Annotated in this window: 15 protein-coding genes and 2 pseudogenes; 11 read left to right on the top strand and 6 right to left on the bottom strand. The window is 69.2% G+C overall.

All coding sequences use genetic code 11. From position 1 onward, the window contains the following. Positions 1 to 270 precede the first annotated feature (270 nt). The 3 genes from AB0M76_RS38540 (at position 271) to AB0M76_RS38530 (ending at position 5,586) form a co-directional block, all read left to right on the top strand. Entirely contained in the window at positions 271 to 645 is a 375-nt protein-coding gene (locus AB0M76_RS38540; RefSeq protein WP_365957391.1) for a hypothetical protein, read from the top strand. Positions 646 to 3,208: 2,563 nt separating this feature from the next. Then, positions 3,209 to 4,423 (top strand): CAP domain-containing protein, encoded by a 1,215-nt coding sequence (locus tag AB0M76_RS38535; RefSeq protein ID WP_365957390.1) that lies wholly within the window; start codon positions 3,209 to 3,211, stop codon positions 4,421 to 4,423. A gap of 989 nt (positions 4,424 to 5,412) precedes the next feature. After that, positions 5,413 to 5,586, top strand: coding sequence for an integrase core domain-containing protein (locus tag AB0M76_RS38530; protein ID WP_365957397.1), 174 nt, complete (start codon positions 5,413 to 5,415; stop codon positions 5,584 to 5,586). Here the strand turns inward: AB0M76_RS38530 and AB0M76_RS38525 are convergent. Continuing rightward, positions 5,582 to 5,896: pseudogene (locus AB0M76_RS38525) on the bottom strand (transposase); the annotation flags it as partial. The gene AB0M76_RS38530 and the pseudogene AB0M76_RS38525 overlap by 5 nt on opposite strands. Positions 5,897 to 6,174: 278 nt before the next feature. Here AB0M76_RS38525 and AB0M76_RS38520 point away from each other — a divergent pair. Genes AB0M76_RS38520 through AB0M76_RS38510 form a run of 3 tightly spaced genes read left to right on the top strand, consistent with a single transcriptional unit; the run spans position 6,175 to position 10,916 of the window. Continuing rightward, on the top strand, positions 6,175 to 7,611 hold the full coding sequence (locus tag AB0M76_RS38520) for an ATP-grasp domain-containing protein (protein WP_365957389.1): 1,437 nt from the start codon (positions 6,175 to 6,177) through the stop codon (positions 7,609 to 7,611). Next, a complete protein-coding gene (locus AB0M76_RS38515) occupies positions 7,608 to 9,608 on the top strand; it encodes a PEP/pyruvate-binding domain-containing protein (RefSeq protein ID WP_365957388.1) in 2,001 nt (666 codons plus the stop codon). The genes AB0M76_RS38520 and AB0M76_RS38515 overlap by 4 nt, the downstream gene beginning before the upstream one ends. Before the next feature lie 42 nt (positions 9,609 to 9,650). Further along, a complete protein-coding gene (locus AB0M76_RS38510; protein ID WP_365957387.1) occupies positions 9,651 to 10,916 on the top strand; it encodes an MFS transporter in 1,266 nt (421 codons plus the stop codon). Here the strand turns inward: AB0M76_RS38510 and AB0M76_RS38505 are convergent. Then, positions 10,907 to 11,107 carry a hypothetical protein gene (locus tag AB0M76_RS38505; protein ID WP_365957386.1) on the bottom strand — a complete coding sequence of 67 codons (201 nt, stop codon included), beginning with the start codon at positions 11,105 to 11,107 and terminating at the stop codon, positions 10,907 to 10,909. The genes AB0M76_RS38510 and AB0M76_RS38505 overlap by 10 nt on opposite strands. 647 nt (positions 11,108 to 11,754) lie before the next feature. Here AB0M76_RS38505 and AB0M76_RS38500 point away from each other — a divergent pair. Both AB0M76_RS38500 and AB0M76_RS38495 read left to right on the top strand, forming a co-directional pair. Then, entirely contained in the window at positions 11,755 to 12,084 is a 330-nt protein-coding gene (locus AB0M76_RS38500) for a helicase associated domain-containing protein (protein WP_365957396.1), read from the top strand. A gap of 457 nt (positions 12,085 to 12,541) precedes the next feature. Further along, the gene (locus AB0M76_RS38495; protein ID WP_365957385.1) at positions 12,542 to 13,102 is read left to right on the top strand and encodes a GNAT family N-acetyltransferase; all 561 of its coding nucleotides are present in this window, start codon (positions 12,542 to 12,544) and stop codon (positions 13,100 to 13,102) included. A gap of 222 nt (positions 13,103 to 13,324) precedes the next feature. Here AB0M76_RS38495 and AB0M76_RS38490 read toward each other — a convergent pair whose 3' ends face one another. After that, positions 13,325 to 13,759: an ester cyclase gene (locus tag AB0M76_RS38490; protein ID WP_365957384.1), complete on the bottom strand. Its 435-nt coding sequence runs from the start codon at positions 13,757 to 13,759 to the stop codon at positions 13,325 to 13,327. A 177-nt stretch (positions 13,760 to 13,936) separates the two neighbouring features. After that, complete coding sequence (locus AB0M76_RS38485) at positions 13,937 to 14,887, bottom strand: alpha/beta hydrolase (protein WP_365957383.1); 951 nt, start codon at positions 14,885 to 14,887, stop codon at positions 13,937 to 13,939. Positions 14,888 to 15,028: 141 nt separating this feature from the next. On the opposite strand from AB0M76_RS38485, the gene AB0M76_RS38480 reads away from it, so the two are divergent. From AB0M76_RS38480 to AB0M76_RS38470, 3 genes are all read left to right on the top strand, one after another. After that, complete coding sequence (locus tag AB0M76_RS38480; RefSeq protein ID WP_365957382.1) at positions 15,029 to 15,685, top strand: TetR/AcrR family transcriptional regulator; 657 nt, start codon at positions 15,029 to 15,031, stop codon at positions 15,683 to 15,685. A 155-nt stretch (positions 15,686 to 15,840) separates the two neighbouring features. Further along, positions 15,841 to 16,179 carry an STAS domain-containing protein gene (locus tag AB0M76_RS38475; protein WP_365957381.1) on the top strand — a complete coding sequence of 113 codons (339 nt, stop codon included), beginning with the start codon at positions 15,841 to 15,843 and terminating at the stop codon, positions 16,177 to 16,179. Between the two features lie 361 nt (positions 16,180 to 16,540). Next, the gene (locus AB0M76_RS38470; RefSeq protein WP_365957380.1) at positions 16,541 to 16,816 is read left to right on the top strand and encodes an isoamylase early set domain-containing protein; all 276 of its coding nucleotides are present in this window, start codon (positions 16,541 to 16,543) and stop codon (positions 16,814 to 16,816) included. Between the two features lie 81 nt (positions 16,817 to 16,897). On the opposite strand, the pseudogene AB0M76_RS38465 reads toward AB0M76_RS38470, so the two are convergent. Next, positions 16,898 to 17,230 (bottom strand): annotated as a pseudogene (locus AB0M76_RS38465) (N-acetyltransferase family protein); the annotation flags it as partial. Positions 17,231 to 17,256: 26 nt separating this feature from the next. Further along, positions 17,257 to 17,676, bottom strand: coding sequence for an arsenate reductase ArsC (locus AB0M76_RS38460; protein WP_365957378.1), 420 nt, complete (start codon positions 17,674 to 17,676; stop codon positions 17,257 to 17,259). Between the last annotated feature and the right edge of the window lie 8 nt (positions 17,677 to 17,684).

The following is a 17,684-nucleotide window of genomic DNA, read 5'->3' as shown; positions in this document are numbered from 1 at the left end:
ACCCCCCCCGGCGGGCCGCCCCCGGTCGGCGCCCCCTGGGGCGATCGCCCGAGCGACCAACGCACCGGTGGCGGCCATCAGCGCGAGTTCCAGCACGATCGGCGCGGCCCGGCCGGTGGCACCGTGCCGCCGGCGGACCTGACCCGAACGAGTGGTGATGGGAGACGCGCCGCGTCGGCGGCCCGCGGCGGATCGATTCGCCGGGCGCAGCCCTCATAGGATCAGCCCCGCAGCGACCCCTTGATCATCTCCAGAAGGGATCCACCCCGCATGAAGCTCCGCAACGCCGTCGCCGCCGCCTTCGGCGCCCTCGCGCTCACCCTGTCGATGCCCGGATCGGCGCTGGCCGCCACCGGCGAGTTCCACTACAAGTTCAGCGACGCTGCCGGCGACGAACTGAGCGTCACCCTGCCCGACCCGCGCAGCGGCGAGTGCATCAACCTCTACGCCGTCGACTCCTACAAGTACCCGCCCGGCTACGCCCCGCACAACGAGACCGACGCCTGGGTGACCGTCTACGCGGACACCAACTGCGACGGCGACGAGTGGAGGCTCAAGCCCCACGGCCGTCAGGCCTCCGACCGCCTCCTCGTACGCTCGGTCCGCTTCGACGAACCCGTTGAAGGACATCCGGCCGCCGGATAGCCACCCGAGTCAGAGACTCTCTCGAAGGCGGGGGTGACCGGGGGCCTCGGAGAAGCGACCGCCACCCCCGGTCAGTGCTGGGCGCAGGCACCGAAGGGAAGCCGCCCTGACAACTGGGGCCGCATCGAGTCAGAACGTGCGAGCGAGCGGCTGAAAGAACGGAAGGCTGTTCAAGGCGTCCGTGAACTCTGCGCCCCGCTCCTGCGACTCCCGGATGCCCCCTTCGTCCAAACCTTCTTCCACGATCCACTTTGCAAGGCCCGCTTGGGCTTCTTGATCTTCTGCTTGTTGAAGGGGTCGAGGCTCTTGCTGGCGGTTCCGTCGCCCACCGGACCGGCCGCGTGAGCAGCAGCCGGCGCCACGACAAGTGAGGCCAATACGAGCGCAGCCACAGCCGTAGCGCGTCGCAGGTGAGCAGCCATCAGGATTCCTTCCAAGCGGACGTGAACTCGCTCCGTCGGAGGGCAAACTGCCTCAGCTTGCCGAAGGTGTCGTACCCCGCCCCGCCCCGGGGACAGCATGCGAGCGTCGCACCTCCGGCGACGACCAAGGAGCCCGCCGCGCGCCAAGGCCTGCTGCCAAAACGCTGCGTCTCAACGACGTTTTGGGCGGCCCGGTGCTACTGCCGGCAGAGCGCTCTGGTCACCGGGCCTCGCCCGCGCACACCCTATCGACGCGGACTGAACCGACCATAGCCACGGCCAGCCACCGCCCGGCATCACAAGCACAATGTTCGGCATCCCGCGTTGAGCTTGCTCCGCTTTGACGGACACCAAAGGAACCCCTCACGAACGGCTGGGGGAAGTGCACGGCTAGCGGCTCCTATCTCTGGTACGTGGGGCTGGACTGCACTCTCGGGGGTTTCGGTGAGAGCAGCACGATGTCCGGTCCCGGCAAGGTGTACGCCTACTGCAGCTGGGGTCACGTGGAGTCCGTGCACATCGTCTTCGAGTGACGCCGTGACGCCAGTCTGATAACACGACAGCAGACCGCGCACCGCGGCTCCATGCGCGCGGTCTGCTGCCGCGGATACTGAGTCGTGCCGGCTCTACCGCCCGACCTGCCCCGGTGCACACGCTGGTCACCTACCTTCACCGTGAGCGCGGGCGGGCGGAGCAGGCACTTGCCATCGCCGAGGAACGCAGGGCCCTCGCCACCCGTCGGTGCCCTCTGCCCGAACCGCCAACGCCGCGAGAGCAGCCGTCTTCATTCCTCATCGATGGCGACGCAGTGGTGGTGGGTCTTGTCGGCGTCCACACCAGCCCAGATCTTGGGCACAGGCTCCTGCGCGAGTTCGCTCCGTACGTTGTCCCGCAGACGACCTCGCCGTCGTGGCTCTACTCAGCGATCTGCTCGCACATCCCAATGAGCGGTCAAGTCGTCGGGGGCACCGAGCGGCCAAGCTCTTTCAGCCACAGGAACGGCAGCGCCGAGTGGCTCGATCGACCCGGAAAGAACGTAGGGCGCCATCAGATCCGCTGGACCGGCTCAGCCAGGGCCTGCAGCGTCGCGGGCCCGAGATAGGCGAGAAGGCCCGGCATGCCAGGCAGGACGGGGAGGGGGTGGTGCCGCCAGGCCCGGGCATACGGAGGTGGGTGCGCGTCGCCTCGTACGAGGACGGCAACAGGCCGGCTCCGTGCAGTGACCGCCATCTCCGCCGGGGTGATGCTGCCGTCGTGGCCGCCGGTCTGCTATGGTGCCGGCCGTCCCGACACACCACGTCGCAGGCAGCCCGGGGGCGACGGTGGCCACTGTGTGGGGCGTCGCGTCCGCCACCACCTCCACGACCACGCCTGAATCGGCCGGTATGTGCGTCTGGCCGTCCTCCAGGCTTGCCATCGGCTCCGATTCTGCAGCGCAGGCAGGTGATGCGATTGGAGGGGATCACAACTCGTGCAGGTTCAGCAGGGTGGGGTGGCCCGCACCAGAGGACCGCGTGTTCGTACGCCGGATCTCGGTCCGTGGGGTGGTTGGGCGGCCCGGTGTTACTGCTGCCAGAGCGCTCTGGTCACCAGGCCTCGCCCGCGCACGCCCTATCGACACGGACTGGCACGCACGCCGCCGCGAGCTGAAGTTCGACCCCGCCTGGCCAACCTCCCACCGCGTCGTCGAGGCCTGGGACCACGTCCAGGCCCCGGCCGTCCCCGGCTGACCGGCTCCCGCCACCCCGACGACCGGAAGGAGGAGACCCGCAGCACCCTCGGCGAGTGGACGCCGACGACACCCGCGACGACAGGCGGCCCATCGGCCTGACCCACGACGATCAGCCCGTAGAACGAATCGTCAGGAACCACTCACCCCAGCCGAACCACTCACGCCGGCGCGCGACGTGAATGATCGAGGCCGTGAACGCTGATCGCAACCACAGTCAATGAATTCACCTGAGTGGAGTAATCGAGCGATCGCCGGGTGGGTGGATGTACGCCGAATGGGCGACGATGATCTCACTGTCCGGCGTGCGGAGGTCTCCACGCCGAGTTCATCCAAGTGCGGCTGATCCGGGGCTGCGGAGTTCGGTAACCCGGCATTTTCGCCTGCATCTAAACCCGTAACGGGGTGTTCCATGAAACAGACGTCTTTCGCAACGGCGGCTGCGATTCTGTGCGGCCTTGTCATGATGGGCCCGACGTCGGCTGCTTCCACGCATGTGCGCGCCGCCTCGGCGCCTGCTTCTGACGAGAAATCTCCCACCTGCCCCTCGGCCAACGCCCCGCCCGGAACAGGTTCACGGATAAGTGCCGCCGACGCTGCCGAGATCGTCCGTATCCACAACGATGCGCGCCGAGAGGCCATCCAAAAATACAACCCCGGCCTTTCCATTGTTTCTGTTGTGTGGAACCCCAAGCTTGCCTGTGACGCGCAGGCTTGGGCCGATGACCCGGCAGCCAGCCAGGGCGGCGGGCTCCATCACAGCAGCCGTGACACAAACGGAAACGAGGGTGAGAACCTTTTCAATGCTTTCCCTGGTCCGGCACGGCCGCTGATGGCGCTGGACCCCTCCGTTACCTTCAGCTGGATAGCCGAGAAGTCTAAATTCGACGCCGATAACAACGCCCCGATCAACAGCAACGCATCCTCGGGTACCAATTATCGTGCGTGGGGTCATTACTCTCAGATGGTATGGATGTCCCCCGCGTCGCCCACCACCGCAATCGGTTGTGGCGTGAAGCAGGGCGTGCCTGTGTCGAACAGCACGGGTTGGATTCTCGTGTGCCGGTACACCGCGGCAGGCAACATCAACGGGCAGCGGGCCATCGCCCAGTCCGGGGCAGCCGCGGCCTGTGACCCGGCGGTCGCCAACCGGGCTCCGACCGCCGGGACGGCGGCCCAGGCGAGGGATTCGGTGACGTGTCTGATCAATGCACAGCGCACTCAGCGTGGGCTGCCTGCCCTCACCGTCAACCAGGCGCTGACGAACGCGGCCGGGCAGCATGCTGGCGCGGCCGTCCAGCTGAAGTGGTGGGGTCCGGGCAAGGACTCCCACCGCAATCCCCAGACCGGCTCGACACCGCAGAGCCGCATCCAGGCGGCGGCGTACTGTCCGAACCCCCGGTCGTGGGAGTACAGCGAGATCACGTACACCGGCTGGGGCGGATCGGGAACCCCGCAGGCGGCCGTCAACTGGTGGATGAACAGCCCCGGCCACCGCGCCATCATCCTCAAGCCGTCCCTGCGCGACATCGGCACATCGGCCCAGCCAGGCTCGGCGAACCCGGCCGGGGCCTCGTCGTCCAACGCCGGCACCTACGTCGTGAACTTCGGGCAGTGCCAGCGGTGAATCCCGCCGCCAGCGGTCCGGTCGTCGCCTGACGGACCGCGCGGCCTGGCCATACCGGTCCTGGTCCTCCGCCAGGGCGGAGGACCAGGGCTGGCTCGTATGCGGGATGGTGGGCAGCCGTAGCATCCGGTCCGGGTCGATCGCCGCGAGCCTTCCGTGCAGGGCGTCGTAGGCGCGAGCGGCGGCGATATCCCCGGCGAAGGCGGCGTCGTCGGTGTCCCACACGATTCCTAACTCTTCCAGCTCGGCGGCCCGCTCACCGGCCATTGGCCCCGGCTCGGCAGGCGCGGCGCTGGTCCGACAGCCACCGGCCTTCCGCCCCGAGCGTCAGCTCCTGGCACCCAACGCCGGGTGGAAACCTGTCGCCACCGTCACCGCCAGCGACTTCACCGGCTCCAACCAGTTCGACCTGATGGTGCGCTGGGATGACGGCCGAAACCAGCACGGCGACGTCGGCTCCAACGGCTTGGGTGCAGGCACCGAAATGGCGCCCCCCGGATCCATCTGGAGCCATGCCACCCAGATCGCCGCCGGCCGCTTCAACGCCACCACCTACGTCACCGACCTCATGGTCCGCTGGTCCGACGGCGAACTCAGCCTCTTCACCAACGTGAGCGCCAGCACCATGGGCCAGGAGTACAAGCTCAAAGACCCCAACAGCACCTGGAAGGACGCCACGCTGCTGACCGCGGGACAGGCGAGGGAGAAGGGCTCGCTCACACGCAACACGTACAGAATTGACAGGGAACCGCGCTTGCTGGCCCGACCCCGCTCTCAGCATGCTGGAATGACAGCCACCAGCAGGGTGGCGGAATCAACTCCTACGCGCGATCGTCCATCCGCCAGACATCCAGGGCGGACGCCGCGTCCGCGTCGACGGCGAGATCCTCGGAGAAGAACAAGCTGGTCTCCCGGTCCCTCGTGCTCGAATGGTCGGAAGAGGAAGTCGGCTGTCGGTCGGCCGCATCGGCCAGTGCTGAGACAACGCCCTGGCCAGGTCCTTCTTCTCCACCCTGAAGAGCAAACCGGGCGACACCCAGTCCCGTCCCACCAGGGTCGCCGCCCGCAGCGCGATATTCGAATGGATCGAGAGCTGGTACAACGTGCACCGGCTCCACAGCAGCCTCGGCTACCGCCGTCCCGCCGATTACGAGACCGGGTGACCAGCACGGTGAGGAGAAGGCCGAGTGTGTCGGTGACGATGCTCCGCTTCCTGCCCACGATCTTCTTGCCTGCGTCGATGCCTCGAGGCGTGAACGCTGGTGGAGGTCTTGACGCTTTGGGCGTCGATCACACAGGCCGAAGGTTCGGCGTCCCGCCCTTCCTTCTCCCGCAACAATTGCCTTAGCAGGCCGTTGAGCTGGTCGAACACGCCCTCTCCGCCCATTTGGCGCAGTATCCGTAGACGGTGTTCCAGTGCGGGAAGTCGTGCGGGAGATAGCGCCACTGGACTCCGGTCCGGTCCACGTACAAAGGGTTCCTGATCGGCTGGTGACGACCTCCCGGATCGCCCCGTGGACGCGCGATCCCCACGGGCCCCGCGCGGATGGCTGAAACACCCTCATACCGGCCCCACTTGGCGAGCGCATGGTTTAGCGAACAGCTAATCGAGTAGGCGTACATCTATGCGTCCGCCGTTTTCCGTCGTGGTCTAGTTACCCCTGGTCCGTAGGTGATGACACCGGGTACGGATCGTCCGCCGACGACGCCGTCGCGCCACGCGGCGTCCCCCTCGACCCCAGAGGAGCACCATGACCCCCATCCTCTTCGTCTATGCCAAGGGCGGCCCTCCTCTGGAGTACGCGGTCCCGCGCATCGCCGCCCACGCCGAGGTGCATGTCCTGGCGCTCGCGCCGTTGCCCCGAACCACCGAGTCGGTGTGGCTGCCCGGGTGCGCGTCGGTCACCACGGCCCCGCCGGGCGAGGGCGTGGAACTGGTCAATCTGATCTGTTCCCACGCCCGCCGCGTCGGCGCCGAGGCGGTGCTGACCCTGTCGGAGTACGCGGTGGTGGCCGTCGCCCACGCGAGCCTGCGGCTTGGTCTGCGCGGTGCTGGCGAGCGGGTCGCGGGGGCGCGGGACAAGCGTCGGATGCGCCGGATCTGGCGTGACGCCGGGGTGCCCGTACCGGGGTTCGCGGAGGTCCACGCTCCGGAGGACATCACGGCCGCCTTCGAAACCCTGAGGCCGCCGCTCCTCCTGAAGGCCGCCTGGAGCGCGGGCTCCACGGCCCACCTCACCGTGTGGAACGAGCAGCAGGCCGAGGCGGCCTGGAAGACCGGACGTTCCGTCATGGAAGCCTCCGCCGCGCAGGGTTACGCGGAACTGCACGCCGCGGACGAGGGCGTCAGCGATTTCCTGCTGGAGGAGATCGTGACCGGAGAGGCCTCCCATTGGTTCGACGGGGACGGGTGGGGCGACTACGTCAGCGTGGAGGGGATCGTCGCCGACGGCCGCTACCACCCGCTGTGCATCACCGGGCGGATGCCGACCATCGCACCCTTCACCGAGCGGGCGAGCCTGGCTCCGGCCGCCCTCCCGAACGCGTTGCAGCACCGGATCGAGGAGGTGTCGCGCGCCGCCGTCGACGCGCTCGGACTCGACACCTGCGCCACCCACACCGAGATCAAACTCGGCGCGGACGGGGCCATGTGGCTGATCGAGACCGCCGCCCGCTTCGGTGGGGTGATGACCACCCGGCAGGTGGAGACCGTCTTCGGGCTCGACATGGTCGGCATGCTGGTGCGCCAGTTGCTCGGCCGGGAGGTCGCCTACCCGGAGCGGATGCTGACCGAGGGCGAGGGCGCCGCCGGATCCCTCGTCGTCCTCGCCGTCGACCCCGAGGGCCGGCCCTGGACCGAACTCCCGGCCTGGGACTTCGAGGCGGTCGACTGGCCCGCCCTGGTCGCGCCAGGATCCGGCGTGGAGCTGGTGCGCGAACGCAGTCTCGCGCCGGGCAGCCCGGTCCCGCCGTACGAGGAGGCGGGAGGGGCCAATTCGATGGCCGCGCTGTGCTTCCTCACCGCCGAGTCCGGGCCGGAGCTGCTGGCCGACTGCGGCCGCATCCTCGCGGCCATGCCGAACGCCCTCACCGCCCCGTCCGTCGCCCTGACGGCCGCCCCCACCGAGTCCTCCGCCCTGCCCTCCGCCCTGTCCGCCGACCGCTCGACGCCCGGGAGCACCGCATGACGAACGCCGGAACCATCACTGCCGCGCCGTCCCCCCGGGGCGCCGCCGTGGACACCCTGCTCACGCTCCCCCTGTTCGAGCAGCTGGCCGGGATGCTTGGCGGGCACCCGTACGTGAAGGTCGTCGTGGACCGCGACCAGGGCCTCTGGCACGTCCTCGACAGCGCCGTGCACTCCTTCCACGTCAACTACATAGCCACCGAGATCCAGGGGCTGACCCTCGAGCAGCTCGACGCCGAACTCGACCGCTTCAACCATGACGTCTACCAGGACCCCGCGCGGCGGTTCCTGCTCGGCGTCCTGTCGCTGCACTCCCGGGGCGGCCCGGAGCGGGACGAGCCGTTCATGGTCCTGGAGACCACCGAGGCCGACACCATGGGCGCGGACCTGTTGATCGAGTTCCACGCCTTCGTACGGGCTCACCTCGATCCCGTGCTGGAGCTGCTGGTGAAGCCGGCCAACCATGGGCAGGAGAACGCCCTCGCGGCAGTGCCGGAGACCGTGGTGCCCCGTGCACGGGGTCACGCGCTCCTGGCGACCGCGCCCTTCGTGCCGTTGACGCTCGCCTCGGCCACCGGCCGGCTCCGCGCCTTCGCCTCAGGCGAGGAGTACCTGGCCGCCCGCGCGGACCTGACCTGGTATGACATCGTCGCCATGCCGGTGGTCCCCGACGACATCCCGCGGCTCGCCGGTTTGATCAACGCCCAGCCCACCACTCCGCTGTCGCACACCAACATGCTGGCGGCCGGTTGGGACATCCCCAACGCCATCGTCCGCGGAGTCCTCGACACGATCGCCGACGAGAAGCTGGACGGTGCCTGGGTCCGTTACGAGGTCACCGCCGACGGGTTCGTCATCAAGCGCGCCGAGGAGCCGTCAGACCTCGCCGAACCGACGTGGCACACGCAGCGGGTCCGCCTCGACGCGCCGCACGTGACGGACGTACCGCTCGTGCCGCTGTCCGCCTTACGCACCGGCGACCGGAACCGCTACGGCACCAAAGCGGCCAACCTCGGGGAACTGCACCACGTACTGCGCCACGGATCGGGCCGGCTGACCGGCTACTACTCCGTGCCCCGCCCGCCCCGGGCCGACCTGCTCGGTCACCTGGCCGCCCGGCTGGGGATGCCCGACGACGGCGATCTCGCCCAGCACGCGGGCGAGTTCCTGACCCGGCACGTCCAGGCGCCGGCAGGCATCGCCGTCCCCTTCTCCGTCCAACAGCGCTTCCTGGACTCCTCGCCGGCCGTGCAACAGAGCATCGGCAAGCTGAAGATGGCCTTGGAGCTCGACTCCATGGACGCCGTGGACACGGTCTGCCTCCAATTGCAGCACTTGGTGCGCACCCTCCCGGTGCCCGAGGACCTGGTGCGCGCCCTGGACACGCAGCTGGTCGAGCACCTTGCGGGCACGAGCCGCTTCGCCGTGCGGTCCTCCTCGAACGCCGAGGACCTGCCGGGTTTCTCCGCGGCCGGGATCTACGAGTCCCACACCAAGGTCACCGATCTGCCGGGGCTGCTGGACGCCATCCGCCAAGTATGGGCCTCGTTGCTCTCCCCGCGCAGCGTGCGGCTGCGCCATCAAGCCGGCATCTCCCTGGACGACACCTACATGGGAGTGATCGTCCAGCGCTTCGAGGCGTCCCCGCTCGGAGGCGTCATGGTCACCTGCAATCCGACCAACCGGGCCGACTTCCGCAACGTGTACCTCAACTGCGCGCACGGGTCCACGGCCGATGTCGTCGACGGCCGGACGATGCCCCTGCAGTACCTGTACAACACGGTCGAGGGCGGCGGCCGCACGATCTCGCTGGGCGCGGCCACCGAGGACCTGACGCAGGACACGCGGGCGCACCTGGGTCGGCTGACGCTGGCGGGCCGCCTGCTCCAATCCCATTTCGCCACGGACTACACCTTCGCGGGGCCGCTCGACATCGAATGGCTGCTCGGGCCGGGAGGCGCGCTCCACATCCTCCAGCTGCGCCCGTACAGCGCCTGACCCGTCCGCACTTCCGTACCGTCCCACCCGAAGGTCACATCCATGCCCATCTCCCTGCGTACGCGCGTGAAACGCCGCGTCCGTCCGCCCGCCGCGGTGCTCCGCGTGATCCGACTGAACAACGGGTTCCAGCTGTTGTTCAACCTGCTGTGGTGGATGCCGGTCTTCTACCAGTACCAGAAGCAGGCGGGCCTGTCGGACAGCCAGATCTTCGGCATCCAAAGCGTCTACTACGTGGCGTTCTGCCTGCTGGAGATACCCACCGGCTTCATCGCCGACCGCATCGGACAGCGACGCAGCATGCAGCTCGGGGCGGCTTCGATGACCGCGGCGAACCTCCTCCCGGTCGCCTCGCCGTCCTTCGCGGGCTTCATGGCGCACTTCTTGGCCATCGCCGCCGCCCGCTCGCTGGTATCCGGGGCCTCCAGCGCCTACCTGTACGAGTATCTGCACGAGCACGGCGCGGACGAGCACTACGTACAGGCCGAGGGCACCGCCCGGGCGCTCGGCCTCTGGGCGAAGATTGCCTGCTGGCCACTGGTCAGCGCCCTGATGCACGTCCGGCACGATGCCCCCTACGTGCTGACCGCGCTCTCCACGCTCGGTTCGCTGGCCTGCGCCGCGGCCCTCCCGGCGATCGAGGCGCCCCGCGGGGGCGGTCGCCCGCCCGCGGAGCGCGTCGGGCTCCTCGATTCGGCCCGCCAGGCCGCGAAGGTGCTCGGAACGTCACGGCCCCTCGGGCCTTTGATGGTGCAGGGCGTGGCCGTGTTCACGCTCGCCCGCATCTGCCAGATCAACCTCTTCCAACCGCTGCTCCTCGAAAAGGACCTCCCCGTCGCCGACCACGGTGCGGTGCTGTCGGCGATGACGGTCGCCGAGGCCGTTGGTTCGGCCAGAACCGGCTGGTTGCGCAGCAGACTGTCCGACACCACCGTGGTGACCGTCCTCAGCGTGGTCATGGCACTCACGCTCGCGGCCACCACGCTGTCGGGGGGCCTGGGCACGATCCTGTGGCTGTGCGTGTTCGCCGCCGCGGCGGGCCTTGCGTACCCGGTGCAACGCAACCTGATCAACGCGGCCATCCCGCCGACCCCCTACCGGGCGACCCTGCTGTCGGTGGAGTCCATCATCGACCGCGGCGTGTGCGCGCTGGTGGCGCTGGCCGTCGGTGCCTACCTGGCGGCGGACCGCCTCGACGCGCTCCTCGTGCACACGGCGGCGGGCACCTGTCTGCTGCTGCTCGTCGTGGGCGTCGTCCTGGGGCTGCTGCGTCGGGACGGGGTGCGGCCGGCCGCCGGTCAGCCCTGATACGGCGGGACGGCTGCGCGCGGCGGCCAGACCCTGGTGTCGAGGATGCCGAGGGTGTAGGCGCGCGCCACCAGAGCCGGGCGCGAGTCCGCGTCGAGTGCGACGCGCAGCTGGCACAGGTGGTAGTCCAGGGCCTGGCGCGAAAGGCGCAGGTCGGTGGCGATGGCTCCGTTGGACCGGCCGCCGCCCATCCGTCGGGGGAGTGCTCGGCGACCCAACCTGACCTCAACTCCCACCGGCCGGCGGCCGGAGTCGTCTCCCCCGCCCCCTCGGAGAGCGGGCCCGCCGGAGGCGTTTGTCGTTCTGCTCTCCGGCCCCGTCGGGCCTGCTCCGTGGGCGACGGCGCCGGTTCCCGAGAGGCAGCAAGGGCACCGGAAGTGCTTGATGGGGTACTCCCAGGTCAAAGCCTCCCTGAGCACCGCGGAGGCTTAGCTTGTTCTTTATCTACCAAGATCTTCCAGGCTTGCCGATGGCCTTTGAGGGTCTCTGGGCGTTTAACGGTTTTGCCGACGTCGTAGCGGGGTGCCCGGTGTTTGTTCTTGGCGCCGGGTGGCCGTCCGGGGCCGGTGCCTGTGGGTTACGGGTCGGCGGGAAGCCGGGAGACATCGGGCAGCACGGTTGTCACCCCTCGACCGTAGCGCCCCGAACCGTCACCGCGCCGGGGAACACCCACACAGCCAACCCCACCGGCTGGGGTCCGCCCTAGGGTCCCGGCGTCGGATCGCGAGGGTCGACCACGCACTGGGCTCTCGACACCGAACGCACCGTCTGGGGAAGCGGATTCTGCGCCTCGCTCCGATACCAGACCGCAAGCACCACCTGAAGGGGGCAGTTCCCGCTGGGGCGGTGGCTGTCCGACCAGCGGCGCACGTACCGGGCCGGGGCCATGAGCGAGGTGCGGGCGGCCGAGCTGGAGGGGCTCGGGATCTTCTGGGACACCACCGACGCCGCCTTCGATGCCAACCTCGCGGCCCCTCGGGCCTACTACGAGGTCCACGGGACGCCCCGCCGATGCATCGACCGCGTCCGTGCGCGGCAGGGGGGCAGGGAGCGCCATGCGAGCCGCACCAGCAGCAAACGACTCCGAGGTCCCCCGAGACCGGTCGTCAGCTGGCCGGGCCTTCGGAACCGGTCCAGCCGCGACGTGGGCCGTCCCCGCTCCCGGTAGTGCCCGCTGTCAGCTCGCGGGCAGCGCGCCGTGCCGAGTCCATGAGGTGACGCTCGTTGCTGCTGCCGGACGGGTTCACCCCGGCCGCCTCCAAAGCGGACGCCAGGTCCCGGAGCAGACGGGCCAACCGCTGAGGATCATCTGCGTACGTCACGTGTGGTTCCCTTAGCCGATCGTGCCCGACACGATCGCAGACCAGCTACGCCTCCAGGAAGCCCCAGGAAGCAGTCCCGCAGCCCGCTCGGCACGAGCTGGCCCTCACCTCTCGGTCATCGACCGGTGATCTCCGCCCAGACCCCGGCGGGTGACGCGTCGTGCTCGATCGCAGATCGGAGGCGAGTCACACGTAGGCCTTACTCCGGATGCGTAGCCGGCACCTGTCGGCGGCCTCCCGTCCCTGGCCGGGGGACGCCGAAATCGGATAGCAGTTCCCTCGGTCGGCGGTGAACATCGTGGCATGACCTACTTCCTGAAGACCGACCGGCTCGCCCTGCGCGCGTTCGAGGCCGGCGACGCCGACCGCCTGCTCGCCCTGGACAGCGACCCCGAAGTCATGCGGTTCATCAACGGCGGCCGTCCCACCAGCCCCGAGACGATCCGTACGCGGGTCCTTCCGCGGCTCCTGGACGTCTACGACTGCTGGAACGCGCAGGCGTACTGGGCCGCGTACGAGGAGGCCACCGGTGCCTTTCTGGGCTGGTTCGAGTTCCGGCCGGTGGAAGGCGGCAGGCCCGCTGTGGTCGAGCTCGGGTACCGGCTGAACCGGGCGGCGTGGGGGCGCGGCTACGCCACCGAGGGAGCGCGGGCCTTGATCGACAAGGGGTTCACCGAGCTGGGGGTCGAGCGGGTCACCGCGAACACGATGGCTGTCAACAGCGCCTCCCGCCGCGTGATGGAGAAGTCCGGCCTGTCGTTCGTCCGGCATTTCACCGGGGACTGGCCGGAGGCGATCGCGGGATCCGAACACGGCGAGGTCGAGTACGAGCTCACGCGCACCGTGTGGGAACGGTCTCGCTAGACACGGGGCGCCGGCGAGCGTCAGCGGCGCAGGCAGGCGAGGACGGCGAGGACCCGCGCGCCATCACCCTCATGACACGCCGCATCAGCCGTAATCCCGGCATCCGGTCCGAATGTCCGCAGACCACGACCGGCCTGCCCCAGGCTGCCTGAACCGACTTTGCTTGGGGCAAGACCGCGCTGAAGCTCGCGAGAACCCCGACCTGGGCACGTTGGGCAGAGCCTATCCCGGCGGTCCTGGTAGCACGCCCAACTGCTGTAGTACACCCGCCACGTCGGTCACTGCCCAGTACTCCACGATCTGCCCGTCGCGGACGCGATGGATCACGATGCCCTCGGTCTCGATTTCCTTGTTGGTCGGAGGGATTCCGAGCAATTCTCCCGTGTGTACGCCGCGGCCCACGATGTGGCTGACGACGAGGTCCCCCTCCGCGACCTGCATCTTGATGTCGTGACGGGACTCTGGAGCCGCGAGGCGAAAGAGCTCCGCCCCCTGCTTGATTCCTTCACGGTCCAGGCTGACCCCGGGATGTACAGCATTGTGGGCGACGAAATCGTTTGCGATGTAATGATCGAGGAACGCCCAGTCGCCGGTCCGGTTCTCGTCGATCGCCTCGATGTATCGCCGGACGAGATCCTTGTTCTGGTCGGTCGACATCGACGCCTCTTCCCTAGGTGACTATCGGCGGCGCATAGGTATACCAGCGGAGGGCCGACCCGAAACGAACCCGTCGCTAGCCCTTCCGGAACCCATTCGATTCCGTCGAGCAGCGCGTCGATCGGCACCCTGAAGCCCGTTTTGGCATGGCGGCATCAGACACAGGCAGATAGGGGCTTAAGCGTCCGTGGCGCCCCGTGCCGCCGCCGGATCGAGGGAGTCGATGTCCTCCATGAAGCTCAGCATCCGGGCGTTGACCAGGTCGGGGTGGTCGATCTGCGGGCCGTGGCCGGTGGCTGCGACGATCTCGGCGCGGGCGCCGGGGATCAGGCGCGGTACGCGTTCCAGCTGCCGCTTGGGGTGTACGAGCAGGCTGCGCTTGCCCATGATCAGGTAGAACGGCGTCCGGATGGAGCCCAGTTCCGCGTCCGACAGCGGCAGCGGCGCGGGGCGGCGGATCTTGAAGGCCTTCACGCCAGCCTGGATCCACGTACGCAGCTCGGGAACGATGATCACCGGCTGCTCCAGCCACTTGGCGAGGCGGGGGCGCCACGCCTTGGGGGCGTAGGTGGCGAAGAGGCTGGCGAAGATCCATACGAAGAAGCGCAGGCCGACCTTCTCCAGACCGCCCGGGTCGAGGGCGGTGACCGAGGCGAGCCGCCCGGGCCGAAGGTGAGCCTGGTTGATGACCAGCCAGCCACCGTACGAGGAACCGACCAGGTGGACCTTGTCGAGGCCCAGCGCATCGAGGGCCTCGTCCATCCACTGCGCCGCGCGCTCGGGCTGCCACATCGGTTCGCGTTGGACGCTCCGGCCGGGGTCGCCGGGAGTGTCGAGAGCGTAAACGGGGCGCTCGGCGCTGAGGGCAAGGGTGTTGGGATACCACTGGGCGGAGCAGCCTCCCGAACCGTGTATCAGGACCACGGGTGTGCATGAGTCGGCTGCCGGGTCGGCGGGGCCGTACCGGTAGACGTGGGTGGTGCCGAAGCTCGTCTCGACGTCCGTCTCGTAGCGAGCGGGCGCTCCCTTCGCGTAGAGGACGTCGCAGGTGGCGAAGTACCGGTCGCGCAGCTCGTCGCTCACGTAGTGGCCGATGTCGCGGCGTACTCGGGTCGTGTTCTCGGGCACGGGCACCTCCAGGAAGATCGGTTCTTCGTGATACGAACGTACCATATTGTTGATACGGCGGTACCATGAAGATGTTCGGACCGAGCCGGACTGTGAGCCCCTGAACCACCCACCCCACCCCCACGGCCGGAGACAGCACTGATGCCAAAGCGCGTGGACCACGAGGAACGGCGCACGCAGATCGCCGAAGCGCTCATCCAAGTCGCGGGGCGGCGAGGGCTGCACGCCGTCGGCATGCGCGACGTGGCCGCCGAGGCCGGCGTATCCCTCCGGCTCGTGCAGTACTACTTCGAGACCAAAGAGAAGCTGCTCTTCTATGGACTCCAGCACCTGACCGACCGCTTCACTGCCCGCGTGGGCGCCCGACTGGCCGCCGCCGGCCCGGACCCGGGCCCGCGCGTGACGATCGAGGCGCTGTTGCTGGCATCCCTGCCGACCGACCAGGAGAGCCGGACCTTCCACCTCCTGTACAGCTCCTACTCGATCCTGTCCGTGACCGACGGAGCACTCGCCGCCCAGCCCTTCATCGACAACCCCGACGCGGCCGAGAACGCCCTCACCGGCCTGATCGAAGGAGCCCAGGCGGCAGGCCTGGCCGATCCCGGCGCCGACGCACGCACCGAGGCCATCAGCCTGCTCGCCATGACCGCGACCATGGGCACCAGCATCCTCGTCGCCCAACGAACACCAGAGTCAGCCATCGCCGTACTCCGCCACCACCTCGACCGCATCTTCACCGCCGGCGGCCACACCACCCCGGACGCCGGACAACGGACAGACGCCAATACCTGTCCATAACTTCTGCTCAAAGGCCACCTCGGCCGAGAGCGGGCGCGCGGGCGGGATCGCCTCGGCGGCCTGCGCCAGCATCGGCTCCACCGGGGGGCGCAGCGTCACACCGGGCTTCCGTTTCGGGTGTGTTCCCTCTCCCAGCCTGCACCATCATGGGGTCCATGGGAGATCAAGAAGGCCGCGACCCCGGCATGTGGGTGGACGGCGGTGACCAGCGGGTTGTCGTGCACGTCGGCGGTGAGATGGACATCGACCGTGCCCAGATGCTGTACAACGCCCTGCATGTCGCGATCGCCCAGGCGGGCGGCCCGATCGAGATCGTGGCCGACCTCTCGGAGATGTCCTTCTGTGACTCCGCCGGCCTCAACGCCCTTATCCGGGCCCATCACACCGCGGCCGAGTACGGCAAACACATGAGCCTGCGCGCGCCGCGGCCGCAGTTCCTGCGCCTGCTGGAGATCACCGGCGCCGACATCCTCTTCCCGATCACCGGCACCTGACCCCGCAGCCCCCGACCCGCGCTGCGGCACGACCGCAGAGCCCGCGGCCCGGGGCGTCACGCTGCGCGATTCCCCCGGCCGGATCCCATGGCGGGCAGATTGGGTACGGCCGTGGCACGGTGGCAGGGCGATGAGAGGGTCCACGCACGGCGGGGCCCGGCCGGTGGCAACCCACACCACCCCGGCCGGGCCCCGCTACGGACGCACGGAGCCGCCGGCCCGGGGCCATCTCGCGACAGTCCAAGAGCGACGCATCCGGCCGGGTGACCGGCGCACCGGCCAGCGGCCACGTCCCGCCAAGGCCGGCCGCAACCCAGGCGAGGATTCCCGCACCCCACGACTTCCACGGCTGGAGACCACCGTGATCGAACGCAAGCAGCTCAAAGAACGCACCCAGGTCACCTTCGTCCTCCCCGAGGACACCCCCGAAGGACCGGTCAGCGTGGTCGGGGACTTCAACCACTGGAACCCCGCCGCCCACCCCCTCGAACCCCAAGGCGACGGCACCCGCGCCGCGAAGGTCACCTTCCCCGCCCACACCAGCCACGCATTCCGCTACCTCGCCGCAGGCGACTACTGGTTCAACGACGAACATGCCGACAGCCACGACGGCACCAACAGCCGCATCCACACCTGACCCCGCCCGCCCCGGGCCCGCGGTGGACGGTCACACGCGGCTTCACGTGCGGGGCGCCGCCTCAGGAGACGGCAGGACTGCGAAGATGCCGGACTGCACGGTCCAGATCCCGGCCGTGTCGGTGGAGACCAGCAGCGCCCGGAGCAGGGCCAGGCCCACGCCCTGGCCGCGTGCGTCGGGGTGGACGTAGACGGAATGCTCGACCACGCCCGCGTACGCGCACCGGTCGGACACCGGCACCGCAGCGGCCCAGCCCAGCACCTGGTTGCCGTCGACGGCGACCAGGCGGTGTTCGGCGAGGCGGGAGGCGTCGAACGCCTCCCAGGTCGGCGCGGAGGTCTCGAAGGTGGCGTCGCCGCCATCGATGCCCAGCTGGTAGATCGCCAGCACCTGCTCAGCGTGCTCCGGGAGCATCGCCGAGACGGTCACCGGGGCAGTGTTCACGCGGCGGCCTCGATGCCGAGTTCGGCGATCAAGGCGCGGATGCGCTGCTTGATCTGGTCGCGGATCGGCCGGACCGCGTCCACGCCCTGGCCGGCCGGGTCGTCCAGCTTCCAGTCCAGGTACCGCTTGCCGGGGAAGTACGGGCAGGCGTCGCCGCAGCCCATGGTGATCACCACGTCGGAGGACTGCACCGCCTCGACGGTGAGCACCTTCGGCACCTCGGCCGAGATGTCGATGCCGACCTCACGCATCGCCTCGACGACGGCCGGGTTCACGGTGTCGGCCGGGGCGGAGCCGGCCGAGCGGACCTCGACCCGGTCCCGGCCGAGGTGGGTGAGGATGGCGGCGGCCATCTGGGAGCGGCCCGCGTTGTGGACGCAGACGAACAGCACGGACGGGACGGCGGGAGTGGTCACGGGGTTCT

The sequence above is a fragment of the Streptomyces sp. NPDC051364 genome (assembly GCF_040682115.1).
In the GTDB taxonomy this organism is placed as follows: domain Bacteria; phylum Actinomycetota; class Actinomycetes; order Streptomycetales; family Streptomycetaceae; genus Streptomyces.
This window is presented reverse-complemented; position numbering and strand designations above follow the sequence as displayed.

Excerpts from the sequence above, each read along its gene's own strand:
- AB0M76_RS38540 (WP_365957391.1), top strand. The coding sequence starts at position 271 with ATGAAGCTCCGCAACGCCGTCGCCGCCGCCTTCGGCGCCCTCGCGCTC.
- AB0M76_RS38535 (WP_365957390.1), top strand. The coding sequence starts at position 3,209 with ATGAAACAGACGTCTTTCGCAACGGCGGCTGCGATTCTGTGCGGCCTT.
- AB0M76_RS38520 (WP_365957389.1), top strand. The coding sequence starts at position 6,175 with ATGACCCCCATCCTCTTCGTCTATGCCAAGGGCGGCCCTCCTCTGGAG.
- AB0M76_RS38515 (WP_365957388.1), top strand. The coding sequence starts at position 7,608 with ATGACGAACGCCGGAACCATCACTGCCGCGCCGTCCCCCCGGGGCGCC.
- AB0M76_RS38510 (WP_365957387.1), top strand. The coding sequence starts at position 9,651 with ATGCCCATCTCCCTGCGTACGCGCGTGAAACGCCGCGTCCGTCCGCCC.
- AB0M76_RS38505 (WP_365957386.1), bottom strand. The coding sequence starts at position 11,107 with ATGGGCGGCGGCCGGTCCAACGGAGCCATCGCCACCGACCTGCGCCTT.
- AB0M76_RS38495 (WP_365957385.1), top strand. The coding sequence starts at position 12,542 with ATGACCTACTTCCTGAAGACCGACCGGCTCGCCCTGCGCGCGTTCGAG.
- AB0M76_RS38490 (WP_365957384.1), bottom strand. The coding sequence starts at position 13,759 with ATGTCGACCGACCAGAACAAGGATCTCGTCCGGCGATACATCGAGGCG.
- AB0M76_RS38480 (WP_365957382.1), top strand. The coding sequence starts at position 15,029 with ATGCCAAAGCGCGTGGACCACGAGGAACGGCGCACGCAGATCGCCGAA.
- AB0M76_RS38475 (WP_365957381.1), top strand. The coding sequence starts at position 15,841 with ATGGGAGATCAAGAAGGCCGCGACCCCGGCATGTGGGTGGACGGCGGT.